This window comes from Salegentibacter salinarum (assembly GCF_900168115.1).
GTDB lineage: Bacteria > Bacteroidota > Bacteroidia > Flavobacteriales > Flavobacteriaceae > Salegentibacter > Salegentibacter salinarum.
In genome coordinates, this window is record NZ_FUZC01000021.1 from 1 (window position 1) to 18,953 (window position 18,953).

An 18,953-nucleotide genomic window follows, 5' to 3' on the forward strand; every position below is an offset into this window, starting at 1 on the left:
AATTGTCTGTACTCAAAGATGACTTCTCTAGTCTTAATTCTAAATTATTTGTATCATTTCTCTCTCGAAAAATGTACGCGCTGTCAATTCAATAAATCAATGAACTTCCCCGATATTACTCGGGATATTCTCGCCGAAACTAAAGGACTCGAACCTTAACTCTATCTTAACCCACCCGGGATTTCTTTTCAATATTTCTGGGAACTTGTTTCCGCTGTAAGCGGCTGCAAATATACACTACTTTTTCTTTATACGCCAAATATTTTTTAGAAAAATTTTTGACTTTATTTTTTAAAAGCAACACCTCAAAAGAACTTTAAAAACACCGCAAAATTTTAATTAAAATCCTTCGTTGTTTTTGCGGGTGCAAATATACCACCTCTTTTGAATCTGGCAAGTAAAAAAAAATATTTTTTTACTTTTAATTTTTAAAGCTTTCTGCAACTCTAAAAAAAACCTCTTCCCAGTATGTAATGAACTTCTTCGCTTCTACTCGCCAAGCCTCCTTGTGTCTCAAAGCGGGTGCAAATATACTGCGGTTTTTTAGATGCACAAGACTTTATTCAATTTTAAATATTTTTCGGGAAATTTCAATAGAATTTACTTTATTCTCATAAATATCATGTTTCAGCCGCGCCACTCCTTCTAATTAAGCAAACAATTGGCTAAAAAACATTAAAAAGAGAATTGCTTCCCAAGAAAAAATTAAAGAAAAAAGTTCCAAACCACACCAAATCGAAGTAAAAAGTCTCTATAAGGATAGCGCGGTGCTACAAAGTTATTATTTGCCTCCAGCAGCGAATTAACATTTTCAAGCTTCAAAAATATTCGAGTCTGATCTACTTTTGCATTGAAAAAGAAATCTACCACGGGATAATTCCCAAATTCGGCTGAATTCTGTACATAGAATTCGGCTAAAACAGGATCGTAGGCATTCATATTATAATTAGTAAAGTATTTAAAAGTGAATCCTGTTTGGAGGTAGAGCGCCTTGTCAAACCATTCGTCTTTATAATAAATAGAATTTCGGGTTACAAATTCCGGAAGATTTAAAACCGAAGCTCCATCAAGAACATTTTGATACATTAATGTATTATCTATAGCAAAAAGGCCAAAATCAAAATCCTTACTTGCCTTTAACTTTAAGTAACGAACCTGGTCTCCAGATTGAAATGGTTTCACCAACGTATCTTCCCCTTCGGCAAAATAAGTATAGTTTTGAATTTGGGTTAATCTACCTTCAACATTCAATAACTTTTGAGAACGTAATTTTCCGTAGATACTTTGGGTATTTACATTATCAAATTCATTTTGCCAGTTATAGTTTATATAATTACTCTGGTAAAGCAGGAAATTATAATTAGGCATATGGCTGTTTTGATTAACCCCAAACTCTAACCTATTCTCTTCATCGAGACTATAACCAGCGTGTGCAGAAAAATAACTCCCGGTAAAATCGCCTGCAAGGTTGAGCATGACATCGGCCTCTACATCAAAACCGCCTATACTTTTTCTATATTCTCCACCTATTGCATAATTTGAACCCGTAAGTTTATTATTAATTGTATCACTTTCCCGGATATAGAATGTTTTATAACCGTATTCAAAATTCTTAACGGCGGCTTTAGCTTTTACTTCACCCAGGGTTTTATTAGACCATTGTACATAAGCTTCATTATAAAATTCGGTTAAGCGTACACGGTCCCGCAAATTATTTCGCTGAAAGGAAGGACCAAAAATATCGTTTACCGCATTAGCCTGAAGAAAATCGAATTTCTTATAATCGTGATTAAAAATGTGACCGACTTTGAGTGCATTAGAGGAAAGAGTATCAGGCCTGGTAACGTGATAAAAATGATCCAGGTAGAAACGCTTTCCGTATAGTGTGCTTTCGGCATTCTCGAAATTCATGGCTAGCAATGAGCGGTCTTCAAATTCCTCCTCTTTATTGATGTATTGCTGAAGCGCTAAATCTGAAAGTCCGCCGTTTTCCTGGTTCATTAAATCATGAGAAACAAAGTGCGTTCTTAAATGATATTTCCTGTCCAGCGTTTTATAAGTTAAACCGAACCGAAAAATGCCGGTACTTGTAAGTGCATTTTGATATCTACCTAATGCGCGGACGCCTTTATAAGCTACCGAAAAATTTAATCGCTCTGAAGTATTAATAGTAAATAATACATCTAACTGCTGACCCTGTTCGGGTACCGTTTTAAAATAGGCTTCGGTTACCGGAGTGGGTACGTGGTAATAATAAATATCTTCTATATCTAAAAGATTATAATGCCGGGCTTGAGCGCCAAATTCGGGATATAACTTTTTTGCATCAAAATCTACTCCCAGCCGATTATAGGTTTGCCCGGTGTTGGAAAATGGTAATAATTCAAAATTGTCTTTACGGCGGTAATTGAATTTATAATCTTTTTCTATGGTAAGGGTGGTATCTAAGAAAGTAGTGTCGTTTTCTACCGAAATAATTTTATAATCAGAAATTGGGGGTTTTATGGTGTCTTCCTGAGTAGTGCCTTCTTCAGTATTTTGATTACCTCCTGCACCGCTTAATCGATTTTGAGAAAGACCACAAATAGGAATTAGAAGTAAAACAAAAAATATTTTCTTCATTTAATAAGGTTTACAGCAAAGTTATATTATTTGAAAAACATTTACTCATTTCCTCACATTTAAAATACCCTATATAATTAGAAGATTATTATTTTTTAATCAAAATGGATTAAAACAGTTTAAAAAATTCTGCACAAGCAGCTTAAAAAAAAAGCCCCCGGAATACCGGAGGCTTTAAAAATATCAAAAAAACTAATTTTAGTTATTTTGAGTATTAATTGCAGGGTTAGCTTGAATTTCCTGTTCTGGAATTTCAAAAGTCAAACGCTCGTCATCAAAAGGAATAGGTTCCCCTACAAACGACAAGTGGTTAGGCCCTCTTACAACAGTAGCTTTGTTTCTTTTCAAAGCAAGGTAACTCTTACCTTCTCCCCAAAGTTCAATTCTTGTTTGAAGGTATATCTCATCTAACAACGCCTGACCAGAAAGACCGTCTACATAAGATGTATCGTCCATTCTTTCATCAAGAAGAGTCTTAAGAGTAGAAATCGCTTCTGCCTCATTGCCCAACTGAGCCGCAGCTTCAGCATGTAATAAGTACATTTCAGCAACTCTCATGTATACGTAATCTGTTTCCACGGGATCCTGGCCTCCTACTACGCGGTTTGGAGCGTAAAATTTATTAATAGGCATTAGATCTTCATATATTCCTGTAGGAGCCAGGAATTGAGCCTTACGCACATCACCTTCTGGGATTTTATTGTAAAGATCTTCATCTATTGCTTTGGCATCACCTGCCCAGGCATAGCTATAGGTAAAAAGGTCCATTTGACCCCACCAGGAAACTAAAGCCAGTTCCTGATCTGAGGTAAGGTCCACACCCCACATCCAACCTGGGGTACTAAGATCACCAAAGCCTCCACCATAAGGATCTGTATCAGGTCCATCGTGGCTCATACGCACAACTTCTTCAGCAGACATTAAGGTATAACCACCATTGGTAATTACATCGTTGGTTAGATCATAAACCTCTTGCCAGTTACCTTTAACACCTTCCACGTAGGCTTTGATTCCCTGAGCCACCGATTGATTTATCTGGTTTTTACCCGTACGGTTAAAACCATCGAGGTGAGCGATCGCATCATTAAGATCACTATCAATCTGTGCATAAATTTCCGAAGCTGGAACTTTAGGTCCATTTTCATCTTCTAGCGAAGTATAAATTGGTAAAATCTCTTCGCTTGGATCATAAGTCTTTTGGAAATATTGAGCTAAATAAAAATAAGAGTGAGCTCTCATCGCTTTTGCCTGACCCATAATGTATAGGTTCTCTTCATTCTCGGGAACCACATCATTCCCACCAAGTGCATCAATTACTGTATTTGTAGAACGTATAATTCTATAGTAATATCTCCAGGGCTGATAATTAGAGTTACGTGTAAAATCTAAAGGCGCCTGGAATTCGGTAATATCGGCACGATACCATCCATAAGTACTAACACTAAGTGCTACATCCCCACTTAGCATATCTCCATAGATATCATAACCCTTATGACCAAAGTCTGTATGACCGGTAGTTCCCCCGGTTTGAGTTTGAAAGGTCTGGAAATAAATACCGTTCATGGTACCTATAGTCACATCAGGATTTTTCTCTGCTGCCGCTCCAACTTGCTCGGTTGTTAAAAACTCTGAAGGCTGTTTGTCTAAAAACTCTTCGCTACAACCTACCGAAAACATCAGCAAAGCCGCAACTCCCGTTAATTTAAATATATTTTTCATAATTCTTTTTTTTTAAAATTTCACTCTTACACCTGCAGTTATTGTAGTAAGTGGTGCATATAAAGCTCTTCCTGAGTTACCAGTTTCCCTGGTGAAAGGTAAAAATCCATCTCGAGCAGTTTTTGCCCATAGGTTATCCCCAGAAAAGAAAATATTAATAAAATTAATTCCAGTATCCCCAAGCAACTCTTCACTTATGGTATACCCAATACGGGCATTGTTTAGCGCCACATAATCTGTACTGGTAAGGAATCTGCTAGAAGTAGCTGTACTATTTACATCAAAAGCATCAGACAACCTTGGTACGTTAGTCACATCACCAGGCTCTTGCCATCTTTGTGCGATATCTGTATGATAGTTATTTCCAACTGCTCCAAAACGGTCGCTCATCAACTCTCCATATTGTGCATCATACGCATGACCACCCAAGCTATATAGAAGCTGTGTAGAGAAATCAAAACTCTTATAACGACCACCTAAACGGATAGCTCCACGTACATCTGGAATAGCGGACTTACCTATGAACTTATTGGTTGCCTGAGAATAAGTCTCTGTAATCTCTCTTTCTATATCAGCTCCAGGATTATCATCTAAGTAAACAGGAAGATCTGTAATAGCTCCATCCCCTTCATCAAAAGTACCATTCCCATTCACATCATCAAAATAACGATACCATTGAGGCGCTCCGTTTTCAGAATTAACTCCGGCCCATTCTCTCATATAGAAATCAAATATTGATCCTCCATCAGAGTACGCGAAATACGTTGGGGACGTATCTAAAACTCTAGGCTCTCCGGTAGATGGCTCTATAGGCATAGCTGTAATTTTGTTACTCAATACCTCTCCGTTAATATTAAGGTCTAATGAAAAATCTTCGGTTGTTACCAGATGCCCGGTTAAATTAAATTCCAGACCAGAATTTCTTAAATCTCCATCATTAACATCAATGATTGCGATACCTTGAGATGGTCCAACTCTTCTTTCAAAAATTTGATCTTCCGTATCTTTTATATAATAATCTACAGTTGCATCTAAGAAGCGGCCTAAACTAAACTCTACACCAGCCTGATACATTTTAGATGTTTCCCAGGTAAGATTAGGGTTACCATTATCTCTCTGCGTTATAGAAATTCCACCTCCTAAAGTACCAAGGCTAAAAGTATCGTATCCAGCATAGTATCCTACACCAGCCTCATCTCCGGTAATTCCGTAAGAAGTTTTAAGCTTTAAGAAAGTGATAAGATCGTTATTGGCTAAAAAGTCTTCATTTGAAGCAACCCACGACACACCTGCAGAACCAAAGGTTCCCCATTTATCATTAACAAAACGAGAAGAACCATCTCGACGAAGTGAACCACTGAAATAGTACTTCCCTAAATAGTTATAATTGATTTGACCAAAGTAGGAATCTAAAGCTCTTCCTTCAACAAATCCAGTTGGTGGCGATAAATTATCTACGAAGTTATTAAGCTCATAAATATCCGGACTTACTGAAGTCCCTTTGTATTGTGAAGAATAAGATATATCAAATTCATTGTTCTCATGAGCCACAAGTGCCTCTATGGAATGATCCCCCCATTGGTTTTCGTAACGTAACAACTTTAGCCAGTTTGTGGTTAAACTTTCATAATCTCTTGTTATAAGATCCCCACCGGTAGCGTTACCACCTCCATAAAATGGATTTCTAAAATCTTTATTCCTACTCATAAAATATTGAGCACCAAACCTGGTTTCAAAAGTCAGATTTTCAGTTAAGATGAAATTTAAAGCGAAGTTACCATTCATTTCATGTCTATCAGTTCCGTCAAAATCATAAAGAGCTGAACCAATTGGGTTAAGGTTGTTCGCATTTGGTCTCGGCCTAGCAGTAATACCTGGGTTTTGAGTACCAGCACCTGTTGAAGCTGAACCATAATCATATTGATTTCCTCCAAATATAGGATCTGCTACCAAATTGCCTGCATCATCCCTAAGGAACACAGGGAAAATAGGAGCCATCTTATCTGAAAATTCGAATAAGTTCTCAGCTCCATCAGTTTGCCCGTTCGCTATTCTCTCCGAATAAGCATATCCCATGTTAGCTGAAACTTCTAACCAATCTTTAACATCTGACTTTAGGTTTAACCGCGTACTATATCTTTCATATCCTGTATTAATAGCGGTTCCTTCTTCATCTAAATAACCTACAGAAGCAAAGTAAGTTGTTTTATCGCTTCCACCACCAAATCTAACATTAGCTTCTTTTCTAAGTGCCCCCTTTTGGAATGCAGCATCTTCATATCTTTCCGGCGTATACCTACGGGTAACACCATCTCTAACCATGCGAGTGTCTGGATTAATCAATTCTCCACCATCTTCTACATTCCACATGTTATAACCTGGCGCTACATAGTCGTTGCTAAACAAACGCTCGTTTGCAAACTGAACAGGATTTTCACTGTCCTCTAGTACACCCCTGTTGTAAATACCTTCCCAAACGGCACCAATATATTGCTCAGGAGAAGATATAACATCATAACGAGGAATCCATTGATTATTCACACCTGTCTTTACATCTACCTCTATATAGCTCTCGCCCGATCTACCTGATTTGGTATTAATAAGGATCACCCCGTTTGCACCTCTGGAACCATAAATAGCCGTGGCAGTCGCATCTTTCAAAACAGTTGTACTTTCGATATCTGCAGGGTTAATAGAGTTTAATGTAGATTCTACAATAGCGGCTTGTGCATCACTATTTGGATCTCCACTAGATAATGGCACCCCATCAATAACATAAAGAGGAGCACGGTTTCCGTTAATAGATCCAAAACCCCTAACTCTAACAGTAGAAGTGGTACCAGGCTGACCAGAGTTGTTAATAACATTTACCCCTGCAACTTCCCCGGCTAGTGCCTGGGTTACGTTAGAGAAGTTTTTACCTTCAAGATTTTCTCCATCAATAGTTGTAGCAGTACCAGTAAATGACTGCCTTGTAGCAGTACCATATCCAACAACCACTACCTCATCTAGTGCCGCAGCATCTGTACCAAGGGTAACATCATAGACATCAGCCTCTCCTACAGTAATTTCCTGCGTCCTAAAACCAACATAACTAAACACAATAATATCCCCTACATCAACTGAAAGACTGTATTGCCCATCAAAATTAGTTTGAGAACCATTATTGGTTCCTTTTTCAATTACGTTCACCCCAGGTAGGGGCAAACCATCTTCATCGACAACGGTACCCGTCACCAATTTTTCCTGTGCAAATGTAAATTGCACTACGAACGCTAACAATAGCGTAAGAATTCCATGTAATTTGTTTTTCATTATTATTTAAATTTGAATTAGCCTACGCCAAAAATCATAATAAATTCTTAATAAACCAAATGATTTTTTAATTGAATTATCAATTCAATTATTAAAACATCTTTGAAAGATATAAAATAGAGCCGGTTTGAGGGCTTGTTTTTTTACGAATATTGCAAAAGTTCATAAATATGGCAGTTTTCAATGAGCTAAAACTTTATGAGGATTTTAATACAAAAAAGGCAATAACGAGCGTTTCCTATCGTTTCGCGCAATTTTTTCGGTCTACATTATATATTATATACGAAGAAAAAGAAGCAATAGTTTTGTATTTAGCCGGAAATCTTACAATTTTTGCACTACCATGTTAAAGATGTTCAATCTCCCCTGTCAAATAGCCGGCACCGACGAAGCCGGGCGCGGTTGTCTTGCCGGTCCCGTAACCGCTGCAGCTGTTATTTTACCAAAGAATTTTAAGAATAAATTATTAAACGACTCAAAACAAACCAAGCTAAGCGATAGAAATAAACTGAAAGAAATTATTTTAAATGAGGCTATCACTTTTGGAATAGCCCACGTTTACATGGAGGAAATTGATGAAATTAATATTCTAAATGCTTCAATTCTGGCTATGCACAGGGCAATTGACCAGCTAAATTGCGAACCGGAACATATTATAGTAGATGGAAATAAATTTAAGCCCTACCGCAATATTGCTTATGATTGTATTATAAAAGGAGATGGAAAATTCTTAAGTATTGCTGCAGCCTCGATTTTGGCAAAAACTGCCAGGGACGAATTTATGCAAGAAGTACATAATGAATTTCCTATGTACAACTGGCATCAAAATAAAGGTTATCCTACCAAAGAGCATCGCCGGGCAATTATGGAGTTTGGCAGCACTCCTTATCACAGAAAAAGTTTTAAACTTTTACCCGAACAATTAAAACTGAGTTTCTAAATAAGAAATTATATTAAAAAGCCGTCTAAACAAAATCGTTTAGACGGCTCTTATTTTATTTAAAATTATAAATATGTTTTAAAATTAATTTTGATCTGACTCAGTGATATAAGGGTTTGCATTGATCTCAGCCTGAGGAATTTTCCAAATCCAATCGTCATTTTCAGAAGGTCGGTCTTGGGTGAAACCATCCTGATACAACACTCTTGCTGCACCAGAATTAGTATGATCCAACGGCTCGTCCCATCTGATATGATCATGGAAACTAAAGCCTTCTCCCCAAAGTTCTACTCTTCTCTGGAATTTTATCTCTTCCATTAATTCTTCCTGGGTACTGAATTCAGACACATCAAAAGCTGAATCACGGGCATTTCCTAGAATAGCCAATGCCTCCTGAGCCCCTTCAATATCGTTCATCATAGCTCTGGCTTCAGCTTCAATTAAAACCATTTCTGAAGCTCTCATATAAATAACATCATCTGGGTCTATTGTGCCCGGATTCTGCTGCAAGAATTTTACAGTCATATATGGATGGGTATTATGACCTGAGGTCATTCCATAGGTAGCTATAATTTCTTCCCAGGCATTCCAAAACTCGTCTTCGCTATCGTAATTAGGATCAGATTCGAAACCTCCACCCTGATCATTAGATGCAGAAGGATTCGTGTTTGGCGCCAATGGCAACCAGGCTTCACTTCTGTAATCAGTCTCAGGAATTTGATCGTATAATTCTGAACTTATAATTTTAGGATTACTCCTGTTTTGACTTCCATTGAAAGTTGGAGAAATGTAGTAGAAATAAGACTGGAAGTAATTAGTCTCACTGTCTATTACTCTACCACCCCAAATAACTTCTGAAAGGTCGTAAGTATTAAAACCAGACAACCACTCTGATTCAGAAAGCAATGGGTAACCTTCTCTGGCCGCTTCTGCAGATGTTGCAGCAACTTCCCAATCTCCTTTAGAAAGTGCAACCCGGGCTTTAATACCGTGTGCTGCATTAATGGAAATATGAGATTTATTCGCTGGAGCACTTGCATCAGCTAAATAATCTATAGAGGTATTAATATCAGTTTCGATTTGATTATAAACCTCTTCTACACTAGATCTTGGTGCGCTTTCATAAGGAGGTTCTGTAGAAAAAACCAACGGAACACCAGGATCTGAAGAAGGATTTCCAATTAAATAACCTTTTGCAAAAGTAGTCACCAGCCTATGGTAAGCCCAGGCTCTGTAAGCATAGGCCTGTCCCAGAATATTATTTAATTCAGGAGTTTCTGCAAAATCACCCTCTTCTATTGTATTAATAATAGAATTTGCACTGGCTATAAAATGATAACGTTGGTACCAAAAATTATAAACAGTTGTAGTATTAGGATTAGTGTGATTCAACCACTGTAAATCTGCAGTCATCCATCCATTTCCGGGGGAGGAATGTATAATACTCCCTCCTTGCGCATCTAAAGCTGGAATAAAATGGCTTTCCCCACTTCTACTCGATTCCCCGCCTGGTAGTGGATTTTGCGCGTACATTATTCTATGAAGCCCATTTAAGACTAGCATCATATTTTCCGGACTGGAAAGCGCAGCATCAGCAGATATTGCATCTGTAGGTGCCGTGTCCAGAAAATCTTCGGTACACCCTATACTTATTACTGTAACAACAGCAATTACTATAAGGCTTTTCAATTTTATTATATTTTTTTTCATCATACTATTTTTTCAATTTAAAAAGCAACATTCACACCTACTGAAATTACCCTGTTAGGATTATAGTCGTTTCCACTAGGAGTACCAGAAAGATTGTATTGAGGATCTAAACCTGTTCTTTCTGTTAATATGAAAAGATTCTCTGCAGAAACAAACAATCTTAACCTATCCATACCTATTTGATCTAGTGCACTTTCGCCCAAATCGTAAGATAGATTTACGTTTCTAAGAGATAGAAAAGAAGCATCTGTTAACCATCTTGAAGATAAGGTAGGAGCAAGAGTATTATTCCCGGTCTCTAAACGAGGTACATCTGTAATATCTCCAGGGTTCTTCCAGGCATTTAAAATATCTGGATGAAAAGAGTCTCCGTAACTACCTTCGTGCATCATATTAGCATAACCATAATCTAAAATTTCTCCTCCAAGCTGGTAGGTAAACAAAAAGTTTAAATTGAAATTTTTATAAGTAAAATCATTTCTAATAGATCCAATAAGATCTGGTATTGAAGTAGCATCAACATATGCCCGGTTAGCATCATTTTGATCATTAACTGTTTGGTGTGTTCCATCATCATTTAAAACAGGAACATTTTCCCCGGTTTCATCTTCTTCATACGCATAATACAATGCATCTCCATTTTCAGGATCTACTCCTGCATAATGGTGTATAAAATAATCGTATCGCGATCTTCCTTCAATCCATCTTTTAGATCCATCTACAAAGGGATCTGGAAGGAAAGTAATTTCATTTTTAAGTGTTGAAGCCTGTAAACCTAACTCCCAGCTGAAATCTTCGGTATCTACGATTAAGCCTTCAAGTCCTAATTCCCAACCCTGGTTGTACATATCTCCAATATTCGCAGGTCCTTCACTAAGCCCCATAGATATTGGTAACGGAACATTATAAAGAAGATCTGTAGAATTTCTTCTATAGAATTCAATAGATCCAGATAAACGATAATCAAAAAAACCAAACTCCAGAGCTACATCCCAGCTTTCTACAGTTTCCCAGGTTAACTCTTCGTTTCCTAAATCTGACCAAAAAATACCAGGCTCGCCGGCGTTAGGAAATAATGAATAACGCGGTTGCGAGATAAAGTAATCGTTCAGGTCGTCATTACCTACCTCACCATAAGAAGCTCTTAATTTAAGGTTATTAACAAAATCTACGTTATCCATAAATGCTTCCTGGTCTATTCTCCAGGCACCACCTACAGAATAAAAATTACCCCAACGTACATCTTCATTAAAAACAGAAGAACCATCGCGTCTGGCCGATGCACTTAGGTAATATTTCTCGTCAAAATTATAATTTAACCTTGAAAAATATCCCTCTAGTGTTTTATTAGAGCTATATCCAGATAAATCGGCGATGGTAGAGAAGTTATCAAACTCATAAATTCCTACTGCAGTTTGGGTATTTTTAAACCCATCTACTTCAGAATAATGACGGTCAAAGCTTTCATGACCTAACGTCAAATCGAAATTATGATTTCCAAAACTTTTAGCGTAAGTTATAATTTGGTTGAAGTTTTCTACTGTCCTTCTATATCTCAATTCACTATATCGTCCAGCCGGAGCACCATCTCCTACAAGATTATTCTCGTATTCTTTATTGAGATAGTCATTTACATCCTGCCCGTAACGTAAGGTTAATTCCAGACCATCAATTATTTTGAATCCGGCATTGTACCTAAACCCGTAATTATTGGTTTTGGTTACATCACTATTTAATATCGCCTCTTCTATTGCATGACGGCCAACATTGTTCGGTCTCGATCTAATACCCAAATCTGGATATCCTTCACCACGATCATACTGTAGGTTACCTTCAACATCTCTTACGTATTCTCCCGTGGCCGGATCAACAACATACACCGGGTAAATAGACCCCATGTCTTTAGCAAAACTAAACGGGTTTGCAATAGAAGTTCCTCTTGAAGAAGGACCCGTGGTATTTGATAAGGACAAATTAAGGTTACCACCTAAAGTCAACCAATCGGTTGGTGTAAAATTGGCATTTAATCTACTAGTAGTTCTTCTAAAGGAGCTTTCAACAACATATCCCCTTTCGTGCAAATTTGATGCAGAAAAGAAAACAGTATGATTGTCACCTCCACCGGAAACACTTAAGTTATGGCTTTCTCTACTTCCCTGACGTTCCAGAGCATCATACCAATCTAAGCCCTGAAAAATCACATTCGCATTAGGATTTAATTGCCCATCGGTTCCAACAATTTGATCGTTAGGAACATCAAAAGGATTATAACCCAAACGATTATAGATAGTAGCCGAAGCTTCAGCAGCAGGGTTATCTACATCTAAGGAATTTTTATACCCTTCCCACATCAACTCGTAATATTGACCAGGACCAACAAAATCATACTCATCTATCGCCTTGTCTATTACTCCATATTGGGAATTGACATCTACTCTTAAACCGCCGGCTTTTTTTCCGTCTTTGGTAGTAATCAACACAACTCCATTTGCCGCCCTCGAACCATAAAGGGAAGTAGAAGCAGCATCTTTCAATACCGTAATAGATTCAATATCATTTTGGTTTATTGCATTAAGATCACCTTCAAATTGAACTCCATCTACAATATATAAAGGATCGGTACTACCATTTAAAGTACCAACTCCTCTAATTACAATGCCTGGAGAAGAACCGGGCTGACCGGAAGAAGTAGTAATTTGCACCCCGGTTGCATTCCCTTCAATTGCGGAAATAGGAGAAGTTAAACTACGCTGCTCCATTTGTTCCGATTTAATTACCTCGGCAGAACCTGTAAAAGCTTCTTTAGTTGTGGTACCATAAGCTACAACTACTACTTCTTCTAAACTTCCGGTATCGGTATCCAATGCCACGTTGTAAACATCATCGGCCCCAACTTGTACTTCTCTAGCTATAAAACCAACATAACTAAAAACCAAAACGTCACCCGGCTCAACAGAAAGACTAAACTCACCGTCAAAGTCTGTTTGAGTACCGTTATTTGTTCCTTTTTCAATTACGTTTACCCCCAATAATGGAAAACCATTATCATCAGTTACTTTACCAGAAACTGTTTTTTCCTGGGCAAACGAAAATTGCATCATTAACACTGCAAAAAGTGCTAGAATTCCATGTAATTTCTTTCCATTCATATTATACTTTATTAGAATTAGCCTAATTCAAAAATCTTAATTTTTTCCTAAACGAAGAAATTATTTTAACTTTTAATTTAGTCTTGTGTACCCTCAAAAATTAGGTTATTTATTGATTTTAAATAAATGGGCTGCTTTAAAAAACGCTTATGTTCTTTTTGTAAAATTTTTAATAATTAATCTCAAAAAAATGACCTTATTTTACCAAAATGATAAAAGTATATTTTTTAGTAGCAAGGCTTATTCCTGAGCCTATAACTTTTATATTTGCTGAAATTTTTAGCTTTTATGAAGAAAATTCCGTTCAAAATTTTACTGGTTTTCTTTTTTATTTCCTGTCAAAATCAGGAAAAATTCGTGGATCCTTCTGCATTTATTTCTGAAGATGCTGCGGTAATTATTCAAACTCCTAACCTTAAGGATCTTCAGCAGGATTTAGAAAACTTTAGCTTTTTTAATAAAAATAAACTGACTGCTGAAAATCACATCAAAAACGTTTTAGGATTTTTGAAAAAAACAGATACTTTAACCGAAGCGATAATTAGCATTTCAACATCAGAAAACGATAAATTGGTTTATTCCTTATTATTTAAAGACCAACCAAAATTTCAATTAGATTCTATTAAAAATAAATCGGTAGAAAGTATTAAAGCGGAAGGTCATGCCTATCAAAAAATGGTCTTAGAAGAAAATACTTTTTTTATTTCAACAGAAAATGCTCTTATTATAGCATCGAATTCTGAAGAAAAACTGATACAGCTACTTAATGAAGAAAAGTTGCTGAAAAACGAAGATTTCAAAAGAGTATATTTGGCTATAGATCCTAACAAGACTTCTGTAATCTTCAATCACCAAAATTTTAAAGATTTTCAGCAAAAATTATTTCCAAATTTAGAGCTGCAAAATGTAGAAAACTATGCCGATTGGAGCGCAATAGATCTCGACATTTCACAGGAAGACGTTTCCTTCAACGGACTGAGTATTGCACAAAATTCCTCTAATCTTCATAAGATTCTTCAAAATCCAGGTACTGTTTCACAGGAATTTGCTTCAATCACACCAGTAAACGCGCTTGGTTTTACAGCTATAGGTTACAGAAATCCTGAAATATTTCTTAGAAATTTAAAAAAGTTTAGAGGGGATTCCGTTTCTAATGCTATTGATGAAATTATCTTAAAAACCCAGGAAGCCGGAATTATATATACGGAAGAAAATCCCCTTTTCGGAATAAAAACTTTGGTGAATATTGAAGCTACCGATTTGATTTCAGATTATGCCGAATTGGAAGAAAACTATCGGGATTTTCCTATTTATAAGGTATCACAACCCAGAATTTTTGAAAAACTCTTTAGTCCGATATTAATTTCGAAAAAAAATAATTTCGCCGCAGCGATTGACGAATATCTCATCTTCGCCAGTTCAATTCCGCAACTGCGGGAATTAATTGCCGATTATGTAAATCAGAATATCCTGGCGCATCAATCTTATTATAAAAATAGTCAACAAAAACTTGCCCGGGAATCTTCAATACTCATTGTTGGCAAACCCGAAGCATTAAAATCCAGGCTGGCTAAGGCCGTTGCAAACGAGTTAAGTGAAGAAATGAACAATTTGGATTTCGGCGAACATAAACTGGCGATTTTACAATTGGTAGAAGAAGGCGATTTCGCCCATATTCACGGGACTTTTGTGGCGCAAAACAACAAAAATAATTCAAATACAAAAACGGAGGAAATCCTTTCGGTAAGCCTGGAAGCCGAATTATTAAACGAACCGGTTTTGGTCAAAAATCATTTGAATAATCAAATGGATATTGCGGTTCAGGATATTAATAACACGCTTTATCTAATTTCTAATAAAGGCATGATTTTCTGGAAGAAGAAATTAAGCGGCCCAATCCTGGGCGAAATTAAACAGGTAGATCTTTTTAAAAATGGCAGGTTTCAGCTTGCTTTTGCCACTCCTTATTCCATTGAAGTCTTAGACCGGAACGGAAACACTGTAGAATTATTTCCCTTAGAATTTAAAGATGAAATCACGCAGCCTTTGTCTTTATTCGATTATGATAATAACCGGAAATATCGCTTTTTGATTACACAAAACGATGAAGTTTTTATGTATGATAAAAATAGGAAAAGCGTAAAAGGATTTGATTTTAGAAAAACCAATTCTGAAATTTTGCAAGCGCCAAAACATTTGAGAATTCAGAATAAAGATTATATCGTTTTTCCTGAAAAATCGGGCAAACTTAATATTTTAAGTCGGCAAGGAGATCATAGGGTAAGCGTAAAAGAAAGCATAGATTTTTCAGATAACCAATGGTATGAATTTGAAAACGATTTTGTTTCAACCAATGCTGAAGGCCATCTGGTAAAAGTCACGCAATCTGGACAGGTAACTACTCAAAATACCAATTTTAGTGAAAACCACAAGATTTCTGCCAGACCAAATTTATTGGTTAGTCTTTCAGAAAATATTTTAAAGATTAGGGACAAAGAATTAAACCTGGATTACGGACTTTACACTGAACCAGAAATCCATTACGTAAACGACAAGTATTACATCAGCTTAACCGATTTCCAAACTCAAAAAGTTTACATTTTTGACAGCAATGCAGAACTACTTGCCGGCTTTCCGGTTTATGGTACTTCAAAAATCAATTTAAACAATGCCGATATCGATAACCGTCCGGAATTTGTAGTAAAAGGTGGGGAGAAAGAAGTTTTATTGTATAAACTCTAATTCAATTCCGCTTCAAACAATTCCCCAAAATGTTTCAAAACTTTCTCCTGAACTTCAGCTAAGAGAATTTCCTTTTTTCCGAGTTCTACATTTAAAGAAGTGACTGCTTTTCCTTCAATTCCGCAGGGAATAATATGGTCAAAATAACCCAAATCAGCATTTACATTTAAAGCGAAACCGTGCATAGTGACCCAGCGACTGGCACGAACACCCATAGCACATATTTTTCTGGCAAACGGCGTTCCTACGTCCAGCCAAACTCCGGTTTCGCCGGGACTCCGTTCAGCCTTTAAACCATATTCGGTTAAAGTGAGGATAATACATTCTTCAAGAAACCGAAGGTATTTATGAATATCAGTAAAGAAATTATCCAGATCTAAAATTGGATAACCAACCAACTGCCCCGGCCCATGGTAAGTGATATCGCCACCTCGATTAATCTTGTAATATTTGGCCTGTCTTTTTTCAAGTTCGGCTTCAGAAATTAGCAGATTTTTAATATTACCGCTTTTCCCCAAAGTATAAACGTGCGGATGCTCCACCATTAGAAGGTAATTTGGCGTAATTTCATTTAGATTCTGTCTTCGGTTTTTAATTTTCAGCTCAAGAATTTCCTTAAAAAGACTTTCCTGGTAATCCCAGGTTTCTTTATAATCCCTATACCCTAAATTCTGCAAATTTATCTGCTTGTTCATACGCCCTTTCTCGGATTATTCAAAATAATAAGTGCCGCGATCACTCCGGGAATCCATCCCAAAATAGTAAGAATTAAAACGATTAAAATAGACCCACAACCACGATCGTAAACCGCAAGAGGTGGAAATAAAACAGAAAGTATTACACGCCAAACACTCATATTATTTAAAGCTTTTATCAAATATGTCGCAAAGATAAGATTATAAATACAGAAATCTTATTGGAGAAGCGACCTCATTTTATCGCTAAAATATTATCAAAAATTCAGGTTTATATCGCATTGGTTGGTAGCCACATAGTCACTATATTTGCACTCGTTTTGCCAAAGCAAGCAATAAATTCAAATACTAGTATGCAATTATCTGAACAGGAAATAGTAAGAAGAGAGAAGCTTTCTGCACTGAGAAAAGCAGGTATTAACCCCTATCCGGCAGATTTATTCCCGGTTGAAGACACCAGCAAGGGAATAAAGGAAAATTTTGAAGATGGAAAAAAAGTGGTACTGGCCGGGAGGTTAATGTCTCGACGCATCCAGGGAAAAGCCTCTTTTGCCGAAATACAGGATTCTAAAGGAAAAATCCAGGTTTATTTTAACCGTGATGAAATTTGCACCGGTGAGGATAAGAGTAAGTACAACGATGTATATAAAAAATTGCTCGATATTGGCGATTTTATAGGAATTGAAGGAGAACTTTTTAAAACCCAGGTTGGTGAAATGACGGTGATGGTGAAAGATTTCACTTTGCTTAGCAAATCTATTCGCCCTTTGCCACTTCCAAAAACCGATAAAGACGGAAATACTTACGACGGATTTACCGACCCCGAACACCGTTACCGCCAGCGATATGCCGATTTGGCCGTAAACCCAAAGGTTAAAGAGATTTTTGTAAAGCGCACAAAGTTGTTCAACGCGATGCGAAATTTCTTTAATGAAAGAGAGTATTTTGAGGTTGAAACTCCAATTCTACAATCAATTCCCGGTGGTGCTGCAGCAAGACCGTTTGTAACCCACCATAATGCTTTGGATATTCCGCTTTATCTTCGAATTGCCAATGAATTATATCTTAAGAGATTAATTGTAGGCGGATTTGACGGAGTCTATGAATTCTCAAAAAACTTCAGAAATGAAGGAATGGATAGAACCCATAACCCGGAATTCACAGCGATGGAAATCTATGTAGCATACAAAGACTACAACTGGATGATGGAGTTTACCGAAACCCTATTAGAACATTGTGCTATTGCAGTAAATAATACTACCGAAGCAGTTTTCGGTCAACATAGAATAGATTTTAAAGCGCCATACAAACGCGTTACAATGACTGATTCCATCAAGGAGTTTACCGGATTTGATATTACCGGAAAATCAGAAGCTGAAATTAGAAAAGCAGCCGAAGATATGGGAATTGAAGTTGATGAAACAATGGGAAAAGGAAAACTCATTGACGAGATTTTCGGCGAAAAATGTGAAGGCAATTACATCCAGCCAACATTTATTACCGATTATCCAAAAGAAATGAGTCCGCTTTGTAAAGAGCACCGTGAAAACCCTGAGTTGACCGAACGTTTTGAATTAATGGTTTGTGGTAAGGAAATTGCAAATGCATATTCTGAATTAAACGATCCAATAGATCAGCGGGAACGTTTTGAAGAACAGTTAAAACTGGCTAAAAAAGGAGACGACGAGGCAACCGAATTCATAGATCAGGATTTCTTGAGAGCCCTGGAGTACGGAATGCCTCCAACATCTGGATTAGGAATTGGGATGGATCGTTTAATTATGTTCTTAACCAATAACCAATCAATCCAAGAAGTTTTATTCTTCCCACAAATGAAGCCGGAACGAAAAGCTGTTGAACTTAGCGAAGACGAAAAAGCGGTTTTTCAGTTATTAAAAAGTGATGAAATCCAGGAGTTGGAAACTATAAAAACCACTTCGGGTTTAAGTAATAAAAAATGGGACAAAACCCTTAAATCACTTAGAAAATATAAGATGATAGATGTTTTTAAAGATGATGAAACAATGAAGATTAAAGCTGTGTAATTATTCAAATTATATT

At 36.8% G+C, this 18,953-nt stretch carries 10 protein-coding genes; 3 read left to right on the forward strand and 7 right to left on the reverse strand.

The features are described from left to right. Positions 1-705: 705 nt before the first annotated feature. The 3 genes from B5X53_RS17245 to B5X53_RS17255 all read right to left on the reverse strand — a co-directional run bounded on the left by B5X53_RS17245 (position 706) and on the right by B5X53_RS17255 (position 7,656). Positions 706-2,622, reverse strand: a complete 1,917-nt coding sequence (locus tag B5X53_RS17245; RefSeq protein ID WP_079714472.1) for a putative porin — start codon at positions 2,620-2,622, stop codon at positions 706-708. Positions 2,623-2,820: 198 nt separating this feature from the next. Further along, positions 2,821-4,341, reverse strand: a complete 1,521-nt coding sequence (locus tag B5X53_RS17250) for a RagB/SusD family nutrient uptake outer membrane protein (RefSeq protein WP_079714473.1) — start codon at positions 4,339-4,341, stop codon at positions 2,821-2,823. 12 nt (positions 4,342-4,353) lie between these two features. Next, positions 4,354-7,656 (reverse strand): SusC/RagA family TonB-linked outer membrane protein, encoded by a 3,303-nt coding sequence (locus B5X53_RS17255; protein WP_079714474.1) that lies wholly within the window; start codon positions 7,654-7,656, stop codon positions 4,354-4,356. A gap of 343 nt (positions 7,657-7,999) precedes the next feature. Here B5X53_RS17255 and B5X53_RS17265 point away from each other — a divergent pair, with 343 nt between their 5' ends. Beyond that, entirely contained in the window at positions 8,000-8,596 is a 597-nt protein-coding gene (locus tag B5X53_RS17265) for a ribonuclease HII (RefSeq protein ID WP_079714476.1), read from the forward strand. Positions 8,597-8,680: 84 nt separating this feature from the next. Here the strand turns inward: B5X53_RS17265 and B5X53_RS17270 are convergent, their stop codons facing one another. Together B5X53_RS17270 and B5X53_RS17275 are read right to left on the reverse strand one after the other, a co-directional pair. Further along, complete coding sequence (locus tag B5X53_RS17270) at positions 8,681-10,306, reverse strand: RagB/SusD family nutrient uptake outer membrane protein (protein ID WP_394341611.1); 1,626 nt, start codon at positions 10,304-10,306, stop codon at positions 8,681-8,683. A gap of 17 nt (positions 10,307-10,323) precedes the next feature. Beyond that, complete coding sequence (locus B5X53_RS17275) at positions 10,324-13,455, reverse strand: SusC/RagA family TonB-linked outer membrane protein (protein WP_232764097.1); 3,132 nt, start codon at positions 13,453-13,455, stop codon at positions 10,324-10,326. A 288-nt stretch (positions 13,456-13,743) separates the two neighbouring features. Here B5X53_RS17275 and B5X53_RS17280 point away from each other — a divergent pair, with 288 nt between their 5' ends. Beyond that, complete coding sequence (locus B5X53_RS17280; protein ID WP_079714477.1) at positions 13,744-16,197, forward strand: hypothetical protein; 2,454 nt, start codon at positions 13,744-13,746, stop codon at positions 16,195-16,197. Here the strand turns inward: B5X53_RS17280 and lipB are convergent. Both lipB and B5X53_RS17290 read right to left on the reverse strand, forming a co-directional pair. Next, on the reverse strand, positions 16,194-16,892 hold the full coding sequence (gene lipB, locus B5X53_RS17285; RefSeq protein ID WP_079714478.1) for a lipoyl(octanoyl) transferase LipB: 699 nt from the start codon (positions 16,890-16,892) through the stop codon (positions 16,194-16,196). The genes B5X53_RS17280 and lipB overlap by 4 nt on opposite strands. Next, positions 16,889-17,053: a YqaE/Pmp3 family membrane protein gene (locus tag B5X53_RS17290; RefSeq protein ID WP_075327910.1), complete on the reverse strand. Its 165-nt coding sequence runs from the start codon at positions 17,051-17,053 to the stop codon at positions 16,889-16,891. Before B5X53_RS17290 ends, lipB begins: the two co-directional genes overlap by 4 nt. A gap of 192 nt (positions 17,054-17,245) precedes the next feature. On the opposite strand from B5X53_RS17290, the gene lysS reads away from it, so the two are divergent. After that, entirely contained in the window at positions 17,246-18,937 is a 1,692-nt protein-coding gene (lysS, locus tag B5X53_RS17295) for a lysine--tRNA ligase (protein WP_079714479.1), read from the forward strand. The last annotated feature ends 16 nt before the right edge of the window (positions 18,938-18,953 follow it).